The sequence below is a fragment of the Massilia sp. LXY-5 genome, assembly GCF_059801075.1.
Window position 1 is genome coordinate 852,995 of the sequence record NZ_JBNNEH010000002.1, and the last position, 14,784, is coordinate 867,778.

General features: G+C 64.7%; 14 protein-coding genes. 9 read left to right on the forward strand and 5 right to left on the reverse strand.

The features are described 5' to 3' along the window. Nucleotides 1-17: 17 nt before the first annotated feature. Complete coding sequence (locus ACI48I_RS07385) at nucleotides 18-1,637, reverse strand: peroxidase family protein (protein WP_498573773.1); 1,620 nt, start codon at nucleotides 1,635-1,637, stop codon at nucleotides 18-20. Nucleotides 1,638-1,981: 344 nt separating this feature from the next. Beyond that, nucleotides 1,982-3,154, reverse strand: a complete 1,173-nt coding sequence (locus tag ACI48I_RS07390; protein WP_498573774.1) for an ABC transporter substrate-binding protein — start codon at nucleotides 3,152-3,154, stop codon at nucleotides 1,982-1,984. A 172-nt stretch (nucleotides 3,155-3,326) separates the two neighbouring features. Here ACI48I_RS07390 and ACI48I_RS07395 point away from each other — a divergent pair, with 172 nt between their 5' ends. Beyond that, nucleotides 3,327-4,415 (forward strand): porin, encoded by a 1,089-nt coding sequence (locus ACI48I_RS07395; RefSeq protein ID WP_193685268.1) that lies wholly within the window; start codon nucleotides 3,327-3,329, stop codon nucleotides 4,413-4,415. Nucleotides 4,416-4,587: 172 nt separating this feature from the next. Here the strand turns inward: ACI48I_RS07395 and ACI48I_RS07400 are convergent, their stop codons facing one another. Next, on the reverse strand, nucleotides 4,588-5,433 hold the full coding sequence (locus ACI48I_RS07400) for an IclR family transcriptional regulator domain-containing protein (protein ID WP_193685269.1): 846 nt from the start codon (nucleotides 5,431-5,433) through the stop codon (nucleotides 4,588-4,590). A 189-nt stretch (nucleotides 5,434-5,622) separates the two neighbouring features. Between ACI48I_RS07400 and ACI48I_RS07405 the strand changes: the two genes are divergently transcribed. The 8 genes from ACI48I_RS07405 to ACI48I_RS07440 all read left to right on the forward strand — a co-directional run bounded on the left by ACI48I_RS07405 (nucleotide 5,623) and on the right by ACI48I_RS07440 (nucleotide 12,926). After that, nucleotides 5,623-6,288: a 3-oxoacid CoA-transferase subunit A gene (locus ACI48I_RS07405; protein WP_193685270.1), complete on the forward strand. Its 666-nt coding sequence runs from the start codon at nucleotides 5,623-5,625 to the stop codon at nucleotides 6,286-6,288. After that, nucleotides 6,285-6,923, forward strand: a complete 639-nt coding sequence (locus ACI48I_RS07410) for a CoA transferase subunit B (protein WP_193685271.1) — start codon at nucleotides 6,285-6,287, stop codon at nucleotides 6,921-6,923. Before ACI48I_RS07405 ends, ACI48I_RS07410 begins: the two co-directional genes overlap by 4 nt. A gap of 15 nt (nucleotides 6,924-6,938) precedes the next feature. Beyond that, complete coding sequence (gene pcaF / locus ACI48I_RS07415; protein WP_193685272.1) at nucleotides 6,939-8,141, forward strand: 3-oxoadipyl-CoA thiolase; 1,203 nt, start codon at nucleotides 6,939-6,941, stop codon at nucleotides 8,139-8,141. A gap of 79 nt (nucleotides 8,142-8,220) precedes the next feature. Then, nucleotides 8,221-9,087 carry a branched-chain amino acid ABC transporter permease gene (locus ACI48I_RS07420; RefSeq protein ID WP_193685273.1) on the forward strand — a complete coding sequence of 289 codons (867 nt, stop codon included), beginning with the start codon at nucleotides 8,221-8,223 and terminating at the stop codon, nucleotides 9,085-9,087. Nucleotides 9,088-9,158: 71 nt separating this feature from the next. Beyond that, complete coding sequence (locus tag ACI48I_RS07425) at nucleotides 9,159-10,136, forward strand: branched-chain amino acid ABC transporter permease (RefSeq protein WP_193689012.1); 978 nt, start codon at nucleotides 9,159-9,161, stop codon at nucleotides 10,134-10,136. Then, on the forward strand, nucleotides 10,133-10,885 hold the full coding sequence (locus ACI48I_RS07430) for an ABC transporter ATP-binding protein (RefSeq protein WP_193685274.1): 753 nt from the start codon (nucleotides 10,133-10,135) through the stop codon (nucleotides 10,883-10,885). The genes ACI48I_RS07425 and ACI48I_RS07430 overlap by 4 nt, the downstream gene beginning before the upstream one ends. After that, nucleotides 10,878-11,579: an ABC transporter ATP-binding protein gene (locus tag ACI48I_RS07435; RefSeq protein WP_193685275.1), complete on the forward strand. Its 702-nt coding sequence runs from the start codon at nucleotides 10,878-10,880 to the stop codon at nucleotides 11,577-11,579. The genes ACI48I_RS07430 and ACI48I_RS07435 overlap by 8 nt, the downstream gene beginning before the upstream one ends. A 183-nt stretch (nucleotides 11,580-11,762) precedes the next feature. Continuing rightward, nucleotides 11,763-12,926, forward strand: coding sequence for an ABC transporter substrate-binding protein (locus tag ACI48I_RS07440; protein WP_498573974.1), 1,164 nt, complete (start codon nucleotides 11,763-11,765; stop codon nucleotides 12,924-12,926). A gap of 50 nt (nucleotides 12,927-12,976) precedes the next feature. Here ACI48I_RS07440 and ACI48I_RS07445 read toward each other — a convergent pair whose 3' ends face one another. Both ACI48I_RS07445 and ACI48I_RS07450 read right to left on the reverse strand, forming a co-directional pair. Next, nucleotides 12,977-13,972: an extracellular catalytic domain type 1 short-chain-length polyhydroxyalkanoate depolymerase gene (locus ACI48I_RS07445; RefSeq protein ID WP_193685276.1), complete on the reverse strand. Its 996-nt coding sequence runs from the start codon at nucleotides 13,970-13,972 to the stop codon at nucleotides 12,977-12,979. Between the two features lie 185 nt (nucleotides 13,973-14,157). Then, a complete protein-coding gene (locus tag ACI48I_RS07450; RefSeq protein ID WP_193685277.1) occupies nucleotides 14,158-14,667 on the reverse strand; it encodes a MarR family winged helix-turn-helix transcriptional regulator in 510 nt (169 codons plus the stop codon). Between the last annotated feature and the right edge of the window lie 117 nt (nucleotides 14,668-14,784).

Below are 14,784 nucleotides of genomic sequence, written 5' to 3' on the forward strand. Positions count from 1 at the left end.
GTCAGGTGTAGAAGCGCCTACAGCGGCGCCACCACGCCCGCGAACTGCAGCAGGTCGGCCATGCGGAAGTCGCCGGGGTGGCTCGTGGGCAGCGTGGGTTTCCACTGCGGCGCGGCGCGCAGCCAGGACCCGGGGTCTTCCCTGAGCAGGCCGACGAAGACTTCGCCGACGATGCGCGCGCCGACCGGTCCGAGGCGCAGGCCGTGTTCCATCACCTCGGCTTCCTTCAGGATGTAGAAGAACAGCGGCGTGGAGCTGGCCAGCGTGGTGCGTGGATCGAGCGCGTAGGGAGCGAGCTCGCTCAGCTGGCTCGGCGCCAGCACCGGCATGTGCATGCTGCGCGCGATGGCCTGGCCGGACGGGATGCCGAAATTGATGTGGCGGCTCAGGGTGCGGGCCGGCAGTGCCTGGACGCCGTCGTTCGGCAGGCCCGGCGAGGGCGCGCGCGAGCCCGGCAAATTCATCAGCGGCGACGACAGCCTGGTATCGATGCGCTTGTTCGGACGCATGTTGCCGTCGCCGAAATCGAAGAAGGTCTGCCAGTCGATGAAGCGGCGCGCCGCCCGCTTGCCGCCGCGCAGGTCGTTCGGATCGGGCGCCGCCGGATTTTCCGTGTCGTCGAAGATGAAGGCGAAGAAGGGTGTGCCGCCGGTGGGGCCGAAATTGGCGCGGTAGCTGGGGCGCACCTGCGAGTGCCCGAAGCGGTACACGGCGGCATTGAATTCGATCGGGATGCGCGGCATCTCGTGGCCGTCGCCCATCCTGAAGCGGTTCACGGCGTCCTGCGGCCGGTAGTACTGCAGGCCGTCGCGCAGGATCGCATCGAGCCGCTCCTGGCCGATCGTCAGCGGCAGGAACTCATGCAGGATGATCCACTGGTAGTGCCAGGTCACGAGACGGCGCGCGTCGGCGAAGATGCGCTCGGCCGGGGCCCCGCTGTAGGCCGGCTGGGCCGCCAGGAAATCGGTGATCCGGTTATGGAAGGAGAGCAGGGCAACCTGCATCTGCGAGATGACGAGGTTCTCGTCGTTGCGGCTTTCGGCCACGATGGCATTGCCCGCGCGGTCGCGCGGCAGGTCGTTGCGCACCGCGCCATGGCGGGACACGGCCTCGGAACCCGGGATGCGCTCGAGCCGGAATTTGATGCGGCCGGAACCCGTGTCGTACAGTTCGGGCGAGCCCGCCGGCCCGTTGCCGTAGACCGAATCGAGGTCGAAGGCCGCGGTGCGGAAGTTCACCGTCTGCATCGGCGAGGCGTTCGCGTTCAGGATCGACTTCTTGTCGAAGGTGATGTCGTGGTCGAGGAACTGGCCCAGGAAGGTCATTCCCGCGGTCATGTTCGGGTTGTCCGGATTGTTCGGGCTGAACACGGATGGATTGAGGATCGACTGGACCGGGTCGGTGAGCTTGTCGCCGGCGTCGATCAGGTCGTTGCGTGCGCCCATGCGCTGCAGCGCCGCGCGCGCCGTACCGGTCTGCGGCGCGAAGGAGGGCAGGCCGGGATACATGCGTGTGAATACGTTGTCCGGATGGGGGGCGCGCGCTGGTTGACGCGCCGTCACGGTGTCCGCATGGGCGGTAGTTGCAAGCAGAGATAAACCGAATGGCGCGAGCGCCGACAGAAGGTGCTTTCTCATCTGGTGACTCCTGAAAAAAACAAACATTCAACGCGCGCGCGGGGCGCACCCTACACCCATGCATGAGGGAAAAGGATCAGAGGCGTACCGGCCGGGATGGGCGGCAGCAGTGAAAGGGCAGAGGGAAAGACACGAAACCGAACGAGGAAAACGTTGAATGGGTTCAGTATCGGTAGCGAAAAAAGGATGTCAAGCAAGGTGAGGCAGCCGGAAATTGCCCGGCTGATGCCCCTGCCGGCTGGGGGGCGGGGCTAGCGTGGCGCCGCACTCCCGGCGCGGTATTTACGTATCTTTACATCCGACACCGGCCTGTGCGGGACAGGCCGGGCGAGCATTCCGAGGGTTTATTTCCCTGGATCTTTCTGGTTCGTGAACTGGTCGAACTCGACGTTGTAGGGCTGCCCGTTGACGTTCTCGACCTTGCGCACGTACACCGTTTGCACCACGTCGCGCGTGGCCGGGTCGATGCTGATCGGGCCGCGCGGGCTCTGGATCTTCATGCCCTTCAGCACCTCCATCGCCTTGTCGCCGTCGATCTTGCCGTTCAGTTTCTGGCTGACCTGGTAGATCGCGTTCATGCCGTCATACGCGGCGACGGCCATGAAGTTCGGTCGGCCGCCCTGCGGATTGGCCGCGGCAAAGCTTTTCAGGAAGGCGTCGTTCTCCGGCGATTTATGCGCGGCCGAGTAGTGGAAGGTGGTGATCACGCCCTGGGTGGCGTCGCCCATGGCCGGCAGCACGTGGTCGTCGGTCAGGTCGCCGGTGGCGATGACCTTGATGCCGGCGGCAGCCAGGCCGCGCTCGCGGTAACCCTTCATGAAGGCGATGCTCTGCTCGCCGGCGGGCACGAAGACGAACACGGCGTCCGGCTTGGCGTCCTTGATGCGCTGGATGAAGGGCGCGAATTCCGGGTTGCGCAGCGGGACGCGGATCGCTTCCGCCACCGTGCCGCCGTTCTTCACCAGGCGCTCGCTGAAGGCCTTTTCGGCATCGATGCCGGGACCGTAGTCGGCGACGACAGTAGCGACGGTCTTGATCTTGTTCTTGACCGCCCAGTCGGCCATCGGCGCCGAGATCTGCGGCAGGGTCATCGAGAAGCGCGCGATGTAGTCGGACTTCGTGGTGATGACGGAGGTGGCCGCGTTCATGATGATCATCGGCTTTTTCGCCTGCTGGGCGATCGGGGCGACGGCCAGCGCTTCCGGCGTGAGGCCGAAGCCGGCCAGGAAGTCGACCTTGTCGCGCACCACCAGTTCCTGCGCCAGGCGCTTGGCCACTTCCGGCGCCGGGCCGGTGGTGTCCTTGTAGATGATCTGGATCTTCTTGCCGGCCACGGTATCGCCGTGCTGTGCCATCCAGGCCTTGATGCCGCCCTCCATCTGCTTGCCGTAGTCGGCGAAGGGGCCGGAGAAGGCGGCGATCACGCCGACCTTGATGGTGTCCTGGGCCTGCGCGCCGGGCGCAAAGGCGAACAGGGCGGTGGTGGCAAAGGCCGCGGCAATCGTCGTGAATTTCATGCGTGTCTCCTGTGGTTGGTCTTGTCGGAAGCGTGTCGTTATCACCACTGCATCATAGCCTGCATGCGCATATTGTTGACAAGCTTTCGTGAGAACCATAGTATCGGCTTTGTGTTCGATTAACAACCTCTTGTTCGATAATCGAACACATCTTATAAAACACGGAGACAATATGAAGAACACCATCTGCAGCGCCGTCGCGCTGATGTGCGGCCTGGCCGCGTCCGCAGCCCAGGCACAGACCGCAGTCCAGATCTACGGTATCGTCGACAGCGGCGTTGCACATCTGACCAACGTGAATAGTGCGGGCGACTCGATCACCAAGGTGCCGTCGCTCACCAGTTCCTTCCCGTCGCGCATCGGTTTCCGCGGCACCGAGGACCTCGGCGGCGGCCTGCAGGCCTTCTTCGTGCTGGAAAACGGCCTGGCCCTCGACACCGGCACCCAGCAGCAGGGCGGCCGCCTGTTCGGGCGCCAGGCCAACGTGGGCATCAAGGGTGCGTGGGGTACGGTCACGATCGGCCGCCAGCTGAACATGACCTATATCTCGGGCCTGAAGACCGACGTGCTGGGACCGCACCTGTTCGCCATCGGCAGCATCGATCCCTACCTGCCGAACGCGCGCAGCGACAATGCGATCGGCTACATGGGCAATTTCGGCGGCTTCGTGCTGGGCGCAACCTACAGCTTCGGGCGCGATGCCTCGGCCGCCGGCGGACCAGCCGCCACCAACTGCGCCGGCGAAGTGGCGGGCGACTCGCGCGCCTGCCGCCAGTACACCGGCCTGGTCGGCTACGAGACGAAAGCCTGGGGCCTGAATGCCTCCTATGACCGCATGAACGGCAATGTCGGCGCGGCCGGCGGCCTGACCAGCAGCGCCAACACCGACATCCGCAAAACCGTCAACGGCTATGTGATGTTCGGCCCGACCAAGCTGGGCGGGGGCGTGGTCGACCGCGAGACGAACGCCGCCACGGGCCGCACCGATTCCGACCTGTACTACCTCGGCGTCAGCCACCCGATCGGCGCCTTCGTCGTCGACGCCCAGGTCGCACGGCGCGAGACCAAGAACTCGGCCAACGACGTCGACATGTATGTTGCGCGCCTGACCTATGCGATGTCGAAGCGGACCTTCGTCTATACGGCTGTCGGCCGCATGGATAACAAGGGCGCGTCGGCGGTGGCGCTGGATGCGGGTGGAACCGTTGGCGCCGGCCTCGGTCAGAATGGCGTGATGGTCGGCCTGCGCCACCACTTCTGATCATCGCTGGCTGGTGCGTAACGTAGATTCGTAGGGTGGGCACTCCGTGCCCACGCGGTGATACGCGACGGCGAGATCGTCGAGCACGATAACGGAGCAGGCACGTATCACGCGTGGGCTCGGAGAGCCCACCCTACGGTGCGCAGCGGTTAGTAGTCATCCGGACGAGTCTCTACGGCAGCAGCACCGCCAATTCCTGCGCACCCCTCTGCAGCACCGGCAGGAATTCTTCGCGCATCCTGTCGGCGCTGACGCGGCTGGCCTGGGCGCCGACGTTCAGCGCGGCCAGCACCTGGCCCGAGGCGCCGCGCACCGGTACCGCGATCGAGCGCAGGCCCAGCTCCAGTTCCTCGTCGTTGATCGCATAGCCGTCCTGGCGCACTTGCAGCAGAATCTCGCGCAGGCGCTTCTGGCTGGTGACGGTCTTGTCGGTCATGGGTTTCAGTCTGGCTTTTGCGAAATACGCGTCCAGCGCGTCGGGCGCCAGGTGCGCCAGCATCACGCGGCCGAGCGAGGTGCAGTAGGCCGGCAGGCGGCTGCCCGTGTTCAGGGCCACCGACATCACCCGCGAAGCGGCGGAGCGCGCCACGTACAGCACTTCGCCGTCGTCGAGCACGGCCAGCGAACAGGATTCGCCGAGCTGCGCGCTGATGCCGTTCAGGTAGGGCTGGCTGGAGACCGTGAGCGGTGTGGACGACAGGTAGGAGTAACCTAGTGTCAGTACCTTCGGACGCAGCGAGAAATTGTTCAGTTCGGCCTCGACATAGCCGAGCTGCTGCAGTGTGAACAGGCAACGGCGCACGGCGGCGCGCGGGATGCCGGTCTTCTGGCTGATCTGCGCGATGGTTTGCGGCTTGCGCGAGTCGCTGAAGGCCTGCACCACGGCCAGGCCGCGCGCCAGCGAGGTCATGAAGCTGGGGTCGGTCAGCGCGTCGATCTGTTCGGCGATCGTCGGTTCGCGCTCTTCGGGGACTTCAGGGCTGTCGGGCTCGTTTGATTGCATGGTCGATTTTGTCATGGCGGGATTTTAATGCAGGGGAGTGCGCCGGGTCGGATTTATGAGTCGGTCTTTTTTTCTTGACCTTTCGGCCAGCGTGCCACTACACTGGTTGGGCGGTAATCAACCATTAGTTCGATTATCGAACAACTGCAACATTCTTTCAAGTGCGTCACGCACGATTCGTGCGGTGCACATCAAGGTGGACACATGATCGATAAAACCTTTGAATCGCTGCAACGTGCCGTCGCCGACGTGCATGACGGCGCGACCGTCATGATCGGCGGCTTCGGCAATGCCGGCATGCCGGCCCAACTGATCGACGCGCTGATCGAGCAGGGCGCGCGCGAGCTCACCATCGTGAACAACAATGCGGGCAACGGCGATACCGGCCTTGCCGCGCTGCTGGCTGCCAAGCGGGTGCGCAAGATCATCTGCTCCTTCCCGCGCCAGAGCGACTCGCACCATTTCGACGCCTTGTACCGCGCCGGCGAAATCGAGCTCGAGCTGACCCCGCAGGGCAACCTGGCCGAGCGCATCCGCGCCGCCGGCGCCGGCATCGGCGGCTTCTTCACCCCGACCGGCTACGGCACCCTGCTGGCCGAGGGCAAGGAGACGCGCCTGATCGACGGCCGCCACTATGTGCTCGAGTCGCCGATCCACGCCGACTTCGCGCTCATCAAGGCCCTGAAAGGGGACCGCTGGGGCAACCTCGTCTACCGCAAGACCGCGCGCAACTTCGGCCCGATCATGGCGATGGCCGCCAAGGTCGCCATCGCGCAAGTGAGCGAGATCGTGCCGCTCGGCGAACTCGACCCGGAAAACATCGTCACGCCGGGCATTTTTGTACAGCGCGTGGTGAAGGAGGCAGCATGAACCGCTACACGAGAGACCAGATTGCCGCCCGGGTGGCGCAGGACATCTTTGAAGGCGCCTACGTCAACCTCGGCATCGGCCTGCCGACCAAGGTGGCCAACTTCCTGCCGAAAGACCGCGAAGTCTTCCTGCACAGTGAAAACGGCCTGCTCGGCATGGGCCCCGCGCCTGCGCCCGGCGAAGAGGACGAAGACCTGATCAACGCCGGCAAGCAGCCGGTGACGATCCTGACGGGTGGCGCCTATTTCCACCACGCCGACTCCTTCGCCATGATGCGTGGCGGCCACCTCGACATCTGCGTGCTGGGCGCCTTCCAGGTGTCCGAAAAGGGCGACCTGGCCAACTGGCACACCGGTGCGCCGGACGCGATTCCGGCAGTCGGCGGCGCGATGGACCTGGCCCTCGGCGCCAAAAAGGTCTACGTGATGATGGACCACCAGACGAAAACCGGCGAAAGCAAGATCGTGCGCGAGTGCAGCTATCCGCTCACCGGCGTGGCTTGCGTGAACCGCATCTATACCGACCTGGCCGTACTCGACGTCACCCCGGATGGCCTGCGCGTCGTCGAGATGGCGCCGGGCCTTACCTTTGACGAGCTGCAGGCCGCCACTTCCGCGACCCTGCTGGCTTCCTGATTCGAGAGGATGATCATGACCGACGCTTTTATCTGCGACGCAATCCGCACCCCGATCGGCCGCTACGGCGGCGCCCTGAAGGACGTCCGTGCCGACGACCTCGGCGCCATCCCGCTGCGCGAACTCATGAAGCGCAATCCCGGCGTCGACTGGACGCAAGTCGACGACGTGATCTTCGGCTGCGCCAACCAGGCCGGCGAAGACAACCGCAACGTGGCCCACATGTCGTCCTTGCTGGCCGGCCTGCCGGCCGATGTCCCGGGCACCACCGTGAACCGCCTGTGCGGCTCGGGCATGGACGCGATCGGCATCGCCGCACGCGCCATCAAGTCGGGCGAGACGCAGCTGATGATCGCGGGCGGCGTCGAATCGATGACGCGCGCGCCTTTCGTGATGGGCAAGGCCGAATCCGCCTTCTCGCGCCAGGCCACGATTTACGACACCACGATCGGCTGGCGCTTCCCGAACAAGGCGATGAAGCACCAGTACGGCACCGATTCGATGCCGGAGACGGCCGAGAACGTCGCCGTCGACTACAAGGTCTCGCGCGCAGACCAGGACAAGTTTGCGCTCGCCAGCCAGCAGAAGACGGCGCGCGCCCAGGCCGAAGGCCTGTTCGCGGACGAGATCGTCCCGGTACTGATTCCCCAGAAAAAAGGGGATCACATCAGCTTCGAGAAGGACGAGCATCCGCGCGAAACCAGCCTCGAAGCCCTGGCGAAACTCAAGGGCGTCGTGCATCCGGAAGGCAGCGTCACCGCCGGTAACGCCTCGGGCGTGAACGACGGCGCCTGCGCCGTGCTGCTGGCCAGCAGCGAAGCGGCCGAGAAATACGGTCTGACCAGGCGTGCCCGCATCGTCGGCATGGCCACCGCGGGCGTGCCGCCGCGCGTGATGGGCATCGGCCCGGCGCCGGCCACCAAGAAGCTCTTGACCCAGCTCGGCATGACCATCGACCAGATGGACATCATCGAACTCAATGAGGCCTTCGCATCGCAAGGCTTGGCCGTGTTGCGCGAACTCGGCGTTGCCGACGACGATCCGAGGGTGAACCCCTACGGCGGCGGCATCGCCCTCGGCCACCCGCTGGGCATGAGCGGCGCCCGTCTCGTCACCACCGCCATGTACCAGCTGCACCGCACCGGCGGGCGCTACGCGCTGTGCACGATGTGCATCGGCGTGGGGCAGGGGATTGCGATGGTGATCGAACGGGTCTGAGGCAGTACCGCAGCACTGAAAAACGATAAGCAGGAGACAAAAGCATGAACCAGCACTTCACGACACAGGGGAGGCGGCCATGATCGGTAATTTCATCGGCGTCCTCTTCGACGGCATCGCCTACGGCAGCCTGTTATTCCTGATCAGCGTCGGCCTCTCGGTCACGATGGGCATGATGAACTTCATTAACCTGGCCCACGGCGCCTTTGCCATGGTCGGCGGCTATGTCTGCGTCACCTTGCTCAGCAAGCTGGGCCTGCCTTTCCTGGCCACGCTGCCGCTCGCCTTCCTGGCGGCCGCGGTGGTCGGCCTGGTGCTGGAACGCACCCTGTACCGCCAGCTGTACCAGGCGACCCACCTCGACCAGGTGCTGTTCTCGATCGGCCTGACCTTCATGTCGGTGGCCGGCGCCACCTTCCTGTTCGGGCCGACCCAGCAGCCTGTGAACCTGCCGGACTGGCTGCGCGGCCAGGTGCACGTCCTCGGCCTGGACCTCGGTTCCTATCGCCTGTTCCTGATCGGCGTCGTCGTGCTGATCACGCTCGGCCTCTACCTGCTGATCGAGCGTACCCGCTTCGGCGCCCAGATCCGCGCCTCGGTCGACAACCAGACCGCCGCCGCGGGCCTCGGCATCAACGTCAGCCGCGTCTTTTCGCTGACCTTCGCCCTCGGTTCCGGCCTGGCCGGCCTCGGCGGCGGCCTGGGCATCGACGTGCTGGGCCTGGACCCGAGCTTCCCCGTGAAATACATGGTCTATTTCCTGCTGGTGGTCGCCGTCGGCGGCGCCGGTTCGATCAAGGGTCCGCTGATCGCGGCGCTGATCCTGGGTGTGTTCGATGTGGCCGGCAAATACTATGTGCCGGAAGTGGGCGCCTTCGTCATCTACACGCTGATGGTCGTCCTGTTGATCCTGTTCCCGTTTGGTCTGGTGCGGAGGAAAGCATGAGTGCCTTTTCCACTTCCGCCCTGAAAGCCAAGAGCGCCGCCGGTGCTTCCAATAACGAGCCTGTGACCGCCATGGACAAATCCGCGCTGCGCCTTCCGAACGACCGCTGGAAGCCGCTCGAGATCGCGTTCTGGCTGCTGCCGGTGGCGTCCTACTTCCTGTTCCCGGACTACCTGGTGCTGGTCAGCCAGATCATGATCGTCGGCCTGTTCGCGCTGTCGCTCGACCTGATCCTGGGCTATGCCGGCATCGTCTCGCTCGGCCACGCGGCCTTCTTCGGGCTCGGCGCCTATACGGCCGGCCTGCTGTCCGTGCACGGCTGGGGCGAGCCGATTTCCGGGGTGCTGGCGGCGGCAATCGTCGCCGGCATCGTGGGCTTCATCGTCAGCTTCCTGGTCGTGCGCGGCCAGGACCTGGCGCGCCTGATGGTCACGCTCGGCATCGGCCTGATGCTGTTTGAAGCGGCCAACAAGGCTGCCTTCATTACCGGCGGGGTCGACGGCCTGTCGGGCATGGCCACGGGGAAGCTGTTCGGCGTGTTCGAGTTCGACCTGTATGGCAAGACCGCCTTCTGGTACAGCTTCGGCGTGCTGTTCCTCCTGTTCGTGGTGCTGCGCCGCCTGGTGAATTCTCCCTTCGGCATGTCGCTGCGCGGCATCCGCGAAGGCGGGCGGCGCATGCCGGCGATCGGCGCCAACGTCGACCGCCGCCTGAAAGCCATCTTCACGATCGGCGCGGCGGTGGCCGGCGTGGCGGGCGCCTTGCTGGCGCAGACGACCCAGTTCGTCGGCCTCGACGTACTCGGCTTCCCGCGTTCGGCGGAACTCCTGATCATGCTGGTGCTGGGCGGGACCGGCCGCCTGTACGGCGCGCTGATCGGCGCGGCCGTGTTCATGGTGGCGCAGGACAAGATCTCGGGGCTCGATCCGGCCTACTGGCAGTTTTATATCGGCCTGTTCCTCGTGCTGATCGTGCTGTTCGCACGCGGCGGGATCATGGGCGGCGCGGAAAAAATCTTCGCGCGATTCAAACCTAAGGAGCCAGCATGACGAACACCTTGCGTACCGAAGGGCTCTCGAAGCAATGGGGCGGCTTCAAGGCGAATACCGACATCACGCTCAACTTCGAGCCCGGCGCGCGCCACGCGCTGATCGGCCCGAACGGCGCCGGCAAGACCACGTTCATCAATCTGCTGACCGGCGGCTTCCCGCCGACCAGCGGCGCGGTCTACCTGGGCAACCACGACATCACGAAGCTGCCGCAGCACGAGCGCGTCAAACTCGGCATGACGCGCACCTTCCAGATCAACACCCTGTTCGCGGGCATGACCGTGCTCGAATCGGTGGTGCTGGCGATTTGCGAACGCCGCGGCCTGCAGAAGGTGTGGTGGAAGACGGTCGAGAAGCATGACGAGGTGGTGGAAGAGGCGATGGAGCTGCTGGCCACGCTGAAGCTGACGAACGAAGCCAATTCGATCACCCGAAGCATGGCCTACGGCAAACAGCGCCTGGTCGAGATCGCGCTGGCCCTCGCCACGAAACCGAAGATCCTGCTGCTGGACGAACCGGCAGCCGGCATTCCCTCGGCCGAGAGCAAGGAACTGTTCGAAGTCATCGCCGCGCTGCCGCGCGACGTGACGGTCGTCTTCATCGAGCACGACATGGGACTCGTGTTCCGCTTTGCCGACCGCATCACGGTGCTCGTGGGCGGGAAAGTGCTGACCGAAGGGACGCCGGACGAGATTGCCGCCGACCCGCGCGTAAAAGAAGTGTATCTGGGGGAGGCCGAACATGGCTGAATTGCTGGCATTGGACAAGGTCACCGCCGGCTACGGCGAATCGATCGTGCTGGAAGACGTGTCGTTCACGATGAACGAAGGAGACAGCCTGGCGCTGCTGGGCCGTAACGGCGTCGGCAAGACCAGCCTGCTTGTCACCCTGATGGGCCTGACGCGCCTGCACAAGGGGTCGATCCGCTGGGGCGGCGCCGACATCGCCCGCGTGGCGACCTGGAAGCGCTCGCGCGCAGGCCTGGGCTGGGTGCCGCAGGAACGCCACATGTTCCCTTCGCTGACCGTCGAGGAACACCTGACCGTGGTCGCCCGTCCCGGTCCCTGGAACCTCGCGAAAATCTACGAGATCTTCCCGCGCCTGTTCGAGCGCCGCGCCAACATGGGCAACCAGCTCTCGGGCGGCGAGCAACAGATGCTGGCGATTGCGCGCGCCCTGATGACGAACCCACGCATCCTGCTGCTGGACGAGCCGATGGAGGGTCTCGCGCCGATCATCGTGCAGGAGCTGGTGCGCGTCATTCGCAAGCTGGTGGCGGAGGAGGGCATGTCCGTCATCGTCGTGGAGCAGCATGCGCGGTTGGCGCTGTCGCTCACGTCCCGCGCCATCGTGCTGGATCGGGGCCGCATCGTGCATGACTCGGATTCGGCAAGCCTGCTGGCCGATGGCGAAAAGCTGGACCGATTGGTAGCCGTTGCGTAGGGGTCATTGAAGCCAGTGGCTTCAATGACGGCTTCACCGGGCTCCGCCCACGCGGTGATACGCGACGGCGAGATCGACGAGCACGAGATCGGAGCCAGTACGTATCACCGCGTGGGCGTAGCCCACCCTACAAAAAGCGCCTTCAAGCGCACTCATAAAAAACAGGAGACAACCTTGAACCACCTGAATACCACCCGCCGCACCATCCTGCTCGGCGCCGCCTTGCTGTCGGCCGGCCTGGCATCCGCCGCCGAGCCCCTGAAAGTCGGCCTCATCGTCCCGATGTCCGGCCCCTTCGCCTCCACCGGCCGCCAGGTCGACGCCGCCGTCAAACTCTTCATGCAGCAGAACGGCGCAACCGTGGCCGGCCGCGAAGTGCAGATCATCCTGAAGGACGACGGCGGCGTCTCGCCGGACGTCACCAAGCGCATCGCCCAGGAACTGGTTTCGCGCGACAAGGTGCAGGTGCTGGCCGGCTTCGGCCTGACGCCGCTCGCCTTTGCCGCCGCCCCGGTGGCCACGCAGGCGAAGGTGCCGATGATCGTCATGAACGCGGCCACTTCCGTCATTCCGCAACGCTCGCCCTACATCGTGCGCACCGGCTTCACGCTGGCGCAGGTGACGGCGCCGATGGCGCAGTGGGCGGCGAAGAACAAGATCAAGTCGGTCGTGACTTTTGTGTCCGACTACGGCCCCGGCATCGACGCCGAGAAGGTCTTCGTGAAGGACTTCACCAAGGCCGGCGGCAAGATTGTCGCCTCGCTGCGCGCGCCGCTACGCAACCCGGATTACTCGCCCTTCCTGCAGCGCGTGAAGGACGCCAAGCCGGACGCCCTGTTCGTCTTCGTGCCGTCGGGCGAGGGCGCGGCCGTCCTGAAGCAGTTCACCGACCGCGGCCTGGCGCAAGCCGGCATCAGGCTGATCGCCACCGGCGACGTGCTCGACGACGACCTGATGCCGAGCATCGGCCCTGCGGCCCTGGGCGTGGTCAGCAGCCACCATTACTCGGCCGCCCATCCGTCACCGGAAAACAAGGCCTTCGTGGCCGCCTTCACCAAGGCGAACAAGAACATGCGCCCGAACTTCCACGCCGTCGGTGCCTATGACGGCATGCACCTGTTGTACGCCGCTTTGAAGAAAACCGGCGGCAAGAGCGAGGGCCCGGCCCTGCTGGAAGCGATGAAAGGCCAGTCCTGGACGAGCGTGCGCGGCCCGGTCACGATCGATCCGGCCACCCGCGACATCGTCCAGACGGTGTATATCCGCAAGGCAGAGCAGGTCGATGGCGGCGTGTACAACGTCGAATTCGACAAGGTCGAGAAGTTCAAGGATCCTGGCGTGGAGTAAAGGCGTCGGTGCCGGGGTTCAGGCTCCTGCAGCCGGGGTTCGAACGATCGTCACTGGACCAGGCGCTCGGTATCGCCAGGCACGGGCAGGTGGAAAAACCGGAGCATTTCCTTGCTCGCATCCGGCCCATGCGCGTCCGTGTAACTTCCACGGCGGTTTCCGCCCGACCAGGCATGGCCGGCCCCGTGCAAGGTCCAGTGTTCGGCGACGACCTCGCCGGCTTTCCCGCAGTGGACGCTGCGGGTAAAGCGCCGGCTGGCCGTTTCGCCGGTGTTTTCCGAAAACGCAAGTTCCACCTCCTCGTCCAGCGTTTGCGCGAGATAGGTGTCGATCGACTGCTGGACGATACCCGTGCTGTTCTTCACGTGGACGGTCGTGTCCATATCGCCATGGAAGACGATGACGGGAACGCCCGGGGAGGATTCGTTTTGAGCGACCTGGCATGCATCGACACCATCGCGCATCGCCTGCAATGCGGCATAGCCGTCCGTCGCACTGCGATGCGCCAGGCCGGAGTGACAGCCGACCGCAGTGAACAGGTCGGGGTAGACACGGCCCATGATGACGGCCATCGCGCCGCCCGCGGACAAGCCGGCAATACAGACCCTGGTCTCGTCGACGGCATATCCGGACAGTATTTCGCGCGTCATTCCAGCGATCAGGGCCGGCTCTCCCTGGCCGCGTTCATGGTGTGCTTTCTCGAACCAGTTCCAGCATCGCTGCCAGTTGCTGCCGCTGGACTGTTCGGGATACAGCACGAGAAACCGGCATTCTTCGGCAAGCTCATTCATGCCGGTGCCGCGCGCAAAATCATCCGCGTCCTGACCGCCGCCGTGCAGCATGACGACCAGCGGCATGGGTGTCCCGTCGTAGGTGCTCGGGACAAACAGTTTATAGTCCAGGGTGCCGGCGGCGCTCTCGAACTTGCCACTGTTGAATGTGCCGCTTGCCTTCTCCTGGACAGAGGGGCTCCCACCGAGGCCGGACACATTGGTCCAACCCGTCAGTGCGGCCGAGGTCCAGGCATTGAATACGATATGCAGCATGTGCGACTCCTAAAAGATCGATGAAGTCTCCAGTTCTTTCAGACATTATCGCCAATGCTGCAATGCACAACGTGGGGCGCGACCCCAGCTGCTTGTAGGACAACCGGCTGAGCTTTCGAAAGCGGCGGCCGTCACGGGGGCAGGCGGGGGGATATCGACGACTACATCGGCCTTTTGGTGCAGGCTCAGGCGCCCGCATTGTCCACGGCCGCGGGCAGGGCCAGCGGCGCCCGGCTCTGCTCGTTGTTTTCGTGCACCAGCTTGGCCAGCAAGCCCATGAAGACCCGCTGCTCGTCTGCGCTCAAGGGCTCGAGCAGCCGTTGCCGCAGCCGCTGCGCGCCCGGCACCAGTCCGTCCAGCAGCGCCTTTCCGGCAGCCGTGATGCTCAAGGCCCGTTGGCGCCGGTTATGCGGAATCACCTTTCTCTCCAGCAGCCCCTTTTCTTCGAGCCGCGCGCACACGGTCGCTCCGGTCGAGGTATCGATCGCCGCCAGGCCGGCCAGCGATACCTGGTCGATGCCCGGATGTTCGGCCAGCCGGCTCAGGATCGCGTACTGCACGGGCGTCAGTTCATTCCCCATTTCGTCGTAAAAAATCGACACCGAGATCTGCTGGGCACGGCGCAGCAAATGGCCCGGATGCTGGTACAAATCGAGCATCTCGCCCCGTCCATCGCGTGCTTTTTCTGTAGGCATATTGCTTATGAGGAGTTGGTGCAGCGCACCATGAAAAAAGTTTGAAAACACAGTTTACTTCGTGCCGCAAACGCGTGATACTTTTCCTGACATTCAGTACACTGAATATTAATTCCA